Source organism: Armatimonas sp., assembly GCF_964826245.1.
In genome coordinates, this window is sequence record NZ_CBAYMC010000281.1 from 1 (window position 1) to 4,915 (window position 4,915).

Below are 4,915 nucleotides of genomic sequence, written 5' to 3' on the forward strand. Positions count from 1 at the left end.
TCTTGCGCTGTCGCCATGCGCTCGCGGGTGAAGTCCATCTCGTGCGCGGCGACGATCACCGCACTCTCCCATGTTCCTTCACTGCGCTGGCTCTCAGGATCAAAGGGGCGCAGGCTCTCGATTTCGTCGCCAAAGAGATCAATGCGAACCGGGCCTTCCGCATCGGCGGGCCAGACATCCAGCAAGTCGCCGCGCCGTGCAAAGGTGCCGGGAAGCTGCACCAGGTCCACACGCCGGTAGCCAAAGGCATTGAGCCGCGCCGCTGTCTGATCCAGTGAGAGTGTCTGGCCCACCGCAAGGTTTAGTCGCCGACTCTTCAGCACACTGGGCGGGGGAGCAAGCTGGAGCAGGGCCGCTGTGGTGGTGACCAGAACATCGGGGAGGACTCCCTGCGCCAGATCCCCAAGAAGCCGAACACGCTTGCCCGAGCCGCGCACATCCCGCTCCGAGTCCGCATCGTCGAGTAGTAAGTTGAGCGACGACGGTAGGCGCTCGACAGTCTGCGCTTCGGGCAAGAACAGCCGGATATCGTCGGTGAGGCGCTGCGCGGTTTCGTCGGTGTAGGTGACAATCACCAGCGGTTTTTTCAGATCCCCCTGAAGTCGTGCCAGAAGCCAGCCACGTGCAGCCACGGGCATTCCTTCAAGCTGGACAGCACAGAGACCCTGGCCCAGCGCGTCTTCCGCCTGTGCCAGGGTCTTCCAGCCATCCGCCAGCGAGAGCAGAGCGGAGAAATTCATGAGCAAGAGATTATACCGCGCACGCAAAAACTTATTTCTCAAAATTCAATACATAGACTCTAGGGGCATCCTCGCCGATAGGACGGTAAAATACCGCATAACTTATGGACTCAACCAACCCGGAGTACGACGAAGGCAAGGCGTTTCTGCGCGCCCGGCAGTTCACCGAGGCCGCGACGGCCTTTCAGAAGCTCGTGGAGACCGACCCCGACGATGCGGAAGCGTGGCAGTTTCTCGGAGCTGCCCGTAGCCAGACGCGGGAGTGGCCCTCAGCGGTCGCCGCGTTTCGCAAGGCCGAGTCCCTCGACCCTTCAGTGCGCAACCGCTATAACCTAGCGGTTGCCCTCAAAGAGGGGCTGGGGCGCAACGACGAAGCTCGTCTGTATCTCGAGCGAGCGCTGGAGCAAGACCCTGAGCACGCCCCCACCAAAGAGCTTCTCAGGCAGCTTATCGCCCTCACCGCCGCACCACAGTACGATGCCCGTCAGGCACAGGCCCAGCTTGTCCATTTGGATCGCTTGGGGGCACCGGTGCCGATGGCGCGCAAGCTCTTAGGGATTTTTGTGGCTGTGGTGGTGGCAGCGGTGACGTGTTATGTGTGGACACTCCTGCCCGTCGGTGGCCCTCTAATCGCACTGGGGGCGGGTTGGATCGTGGGACTGCTCACCGCAAAGGCTTGTGGGCGCGGGGGACAGACCGCAGCGCGAATCGCAGGATGGGTCGCAGGGCTGTTTTTTGTCCCACTCTGCCTCCTGTTTAGCGTTGTAGCGTACACCAGTGGCAACTATCTGAGCCTGCTACTTAACATTTTTGCTATTTTTGTGGGGATCTCGCAGGCCTATAAAATTGCCATGACGACGGAATAATTTCAGGACCGAAGGAGAGCGTAAGGACATGTCTACCGCGCGCGAGCAGGGGATCTTAAGGCTGAAGGAGGGGCGCTTTGCAGAAGCTGCGGGTGCCCTCGCCGATGCCGTGGCGCAGGATGCAAGTGATGTAGGAGCCTGGCGACTGCTGGGCGGAGCGCTCTCGGCTCTGGAGGACACCGCGGGAGCCGTCGCCGCGTTTCAGCGCACGGTCGAGCTAGATGGGAGCCAGCCTAAGAACCACTACAACCTCGCTCTGGCGCTTCAGGCCGCAGGAGATCGGAGAGGGGCACGCCAGCACCTCACGCATGCTCTACAGCTAGATCCCCACTATGAGCAAGCCACTCTTCGCCTCCGTGAGCTGGACGCACTCCCCACAGCCCCTCCGCCTCCTCCGCCCGTTGCACCCTCAATGCGGGTACCTCCGCCGCCTCCCCCGAGCTACTCTGCGACGGGTCAGAGCTATGCCCCGCCCCCGACACTGGGCTCGGGAGCCTATGGTGCGGCTCCACCGGTCTACGGCTACGGTCAGGCACAGCGCACGCAAGAGCCCGTCGGGCAGCGAGCCTATGGACAAGCGCCTCGGGTCAATGGCACCAATGTCATGGTTTTGGGCATTCTAGGGGTCGCCCTTTTTCCGATTCTCTCGCCGTTTGCCTGGTACCACGGCAACCGCGCGATGGAGCTGCTCAAGCACGATCCTCAGGTAGATCCTCAGCAGCGTGCCAATGCCAACACGGGCCGTATTCTGGGGATGGTGGGGACCTTCTTATTGGTAATGTTTTTTCTGTTGGGACTCTTGATTGGACTGGCGGGTGGGTTTCAGTAAGCCCGACTGTCACAAAACGGCGCATGGGATCGTCTTTAAGAAAAATATGAAACGTAAGATCGCATCTTTTGGGCTAGCTTTAAGCGCTGCCTTGTCACTGGTGGGCTGTAGTGGGACGAATGGTTTTGACCTGCGCTTCCCACAGCGGGTTGTCTTCACGTCCCGCCGCGATGGCAACTCCGAGATCTATCTCATGGACAACCGGGGCATAAACCCCACTCGCCTAACCAGTAACACGGCCCGCGACTTCCAGCCCAAGCTCAAACAAGACCGTAGCCTGATTGTCTTCACGTCGGATCGCGACGGCGGCGACTACGATCTCTTCACCATGGACATTCGAGGGCGAACGGTGACGCAGCTCACTCGCAACAACAAGCTAGATGCCGACCCCGCCTTTTCGCCCGATGGCTCTCAGCTTGCCTTTGTCTCGGATCGCGATGGCAATGATGAGATCTACCTGATGAACACAGACGGCACCAATGTCCGCCGCCTCACCAGTAATAACTCGCGGGACGAGAGCCCCGTCTGGTCGCCCGATGGTACCAAGCTTGCCTTCTCCAGCAACCGGGATGGGAACTTTGAGGTTTACTCGATGGATGCCGACGGTAACAACCAGAAGCGCCTGACCAATAACGCCGCCTCAGACGACTCACCGTCCTGGTCGCCCAGTGGCTCACAGATCGCCTTTGCCACGGATCGCAATGGTAAATTCAATATCTACACGATGAACGCCAACGATGGCACGGAAGTTCGACGCTTAACCACCAGCACCACCACCGACGACGACGCACCCAGCTATGGCAGCGATGGAGCCTCGCTGTATTTCGACTCCAACCGCACCGGTAACTTCGAGATCTACTCCATGAACGCCAGTGACGGCACCAGCGTGGTACGTATCACCGATATTCCGGAAGACGACACGGGGCCTCACTCCCGCGCCGTTGTTTCCAGCACCGCACGTGACCGAAAGGCAAACCGATGAAAGGTTTGCTTCTGAGTGCTCTTGCCCTCTCGCTTCTCGCTACCCCAGGTTTTACCCAGTCTCGTGAGCGTGAAGAAAAAAAACAGGAGTCAGGCCGCTCCCGTGAAGAGACCAAGCAAAAGTCCGATTCCCGTAGCCGCGATGATCGCAGAGACCGCCGTGATGACGATATTATCATCCTCTCAGATCCCTTTCCCTCATGGCCAGGTCCTTTCCCCTCACGGCCAGGACGTGGCAATAACTCTACACGCCTACCGCGCCTGACCTTCCTCCGCGAGGGGGTTGGCCTTTGCACCATGAGCGAGAACGCCCAGAGTGCCGAAGTACTACGACGCAATATCGAAATTGGCGCGACCAGCCCCGCTCGTGCGCCGCGTCGTGGCCGCCTCGCCTATGTTGCTCCCCGTGACGGTCAGCTCGCCTTGTTTACGATCAGTGACGACCTCAGACGTGGCCACCGCCTGACCAACCCAAAATGGGGAAGTGCCGACATGCCATCTTGGTCTCCCGATGACAACGACCTTGTCTTTGTCTCCAGCCGCGACGGTAACGAAGAGCTCTACACCATCAGTGCCAGCGGGGGAACACCACGCCGCCTCACCAACCACCCGGGCCGCGATACCCAGCCGGCATGGTCACCGGGTGGGAAATGGATCGTCTTCGTCTCCGAACGTGGCGGTCAGCCCGCTCTCTGGCGCATTCCCAGCCGTGGCGGCAATGCCATCGCTCTGGAAGGTTGCCCCCCCGGAGTCCCCAGCGACCCCACCTTCTCTCCCGATGGCCGCTTCATTGTGGCCAGTTTTGAAGAAGCACCGGGCAAACAACACCTCTGGAAAATAGACCTAGATGCCAAAGAAGCCCCCCAGCGCCTGACTTCCGAGCCCGGCATCTACCGAAACCCAACCTTCCGCCCCGATGGTAGTAAACTCGCGCTCAGTGTCCGGCTCGCATCTGGCGGCTACGCCCTCGCTCTCCTAGATTTTGCTTCCAGTGGCCTCCAGCAGCTCACCCCCGGAACCCTCAGCGATCATCGCCCGGTCTGGTGGTAATAATATCTCCAAACCATCCTTGACAGTCTCTCGTAAGGGGGATATACTCCCTCTTGCATAACGACGCGGGGTGGAGCAGTTGGTAGCTCGTTGGGCTCATAACCCAAAGGTCGGAGGTTCAAGTCCTTCCCCCGCACCCATGTGGGCATCTTTTCCCACAATGCTAGATGGGGACTCTGCATGAAAACATGCAGAGTCCCTTTTTCTTTTGTCGTCATCTCCACCCTTTCCACGAGAAGTGAGACTACCTCGCCTTTCTCCTCTTCTGTCAGATACTTCCAGCAACCCGTGAAGTCACCCCAGAGCGCACAGAGCGTCGAGATATCCGGGCGCTGGCCGTGTGCCTCCGAGAGCTGCGCCTGAAGCTGGGTGAGCTGGCCCTCTATCGTTTCTATGTGCGCCTCCAGCTCCGTGATACGCCCGACCAGGCTTGTGAGCATGGCTCCCTT

The 4,915-nt window shown here is 59.8% G+C and carries 4 protein-coding genes, 1 tRNA gene and 1 pseudogene; 5 read left to right on the forward strand and 1 reads right to left on the reverse strand.

The genetic code is table 11. The features are described from left to right. Window positions 1–740, reverse strand: a pseudogene (locus tag AC1XOS_RS19625) (hypothetical protein); the annotation flags it as partial. Between the two features lie 104 nt (window positions 741–844). Between AC1XOS_RS19625 and AC1XOS_RS19630 the strand changes: the two are divergent. The 5 genes from AC1XOS_RS19630 (at window position 845) to AC1XOS_RS19650 (ending at window position 4,606) form a co-directional block, all read left to right on the forward strand. After that, window positions 845–1,606: a tetratricopeptide repeat protein gene (locus tag AC1XOS_RS19630; protein WP_481963908.1), complete on the forward strand. Its 762-nt coding sequence runs from the start codon at window positions 845–847 to the stop codon at window positions 1,604–1,606. Window positions 1,607–1,634: 28 nt separating this feature from the next. Next, window positions 1,635–2,435, forward strand: a complete 801-nt coding sequence (locus AC1XOS_RS19635; protein ID WP_481963909.1) for a tetratricopeptide repeat protein — start codon at window positions 1,635–1,637, stop codon at window positions 2,433–2,435. 46 nt (window positions 2,436–2,481) lie between these two features. Beyond that, entirely contained in the window at window positions 2,482–3,417 is a 936-nt protein-coding gene (locus tag AC1XOS_RS19640) for a TolB family protein (RefSeq protein ID WP_481963910.1), read from the forward strand. Continuing rightward, entirely contained in the window at window positions 3,414–4,466 is a 1,053-nt protein-coding gene (locus AC1XOS_RS19645) for a hypothetical protein (protein WP_481963911.1), read from the forward strand. Before AC1XOS_RS19640 ends, AC1XOS_RS19645 begins: the two co-directional genes overlap by 4 nt. 64 nt (window positions 4,467–4,530) lie before the next feature. Beyond that, a tRNA-Met gene (locus tag AC1XOS_RS19650) sits at window positions 4,531–4,606 on the forward strand. Window positions 4,607–4,915: the final 309 nt, after the last annotated feature.

Bases quoted from the DNA above. Each gene is read 5' to 3' on its own strand.
- AC1XOS_RS19630 (WP_481963908.1), top strand. From the start codon at position 845: ATGGACTCAACCAACCCGGAGTACGACGAAGGCAAGGCGTTTCTGCGC.
- AC1XOS_RS19640 (WP_481963910.1), top strand. From the start codon at position 2,482: ATGAAACGTAAGATCGCATCTTTTGGGCTAGCTTTAAGCGCTGCCTTG.
- AC1XOS_RS19645 (WP_481963911.1), top strand. From the start codon at position 3,414: ATGAAAGGTTTGCTTCTGAGTGCTCTTGCCCTCTCGCTTCTCGCTACC.
- AC1XOS_RS19635 (WP_481963909.1), top strand. From the start codon at position 1,635: ATGTCTACCGCGCGCGAGCAGGGGATCTTAAGGCTGAAGGAGGGGCGC.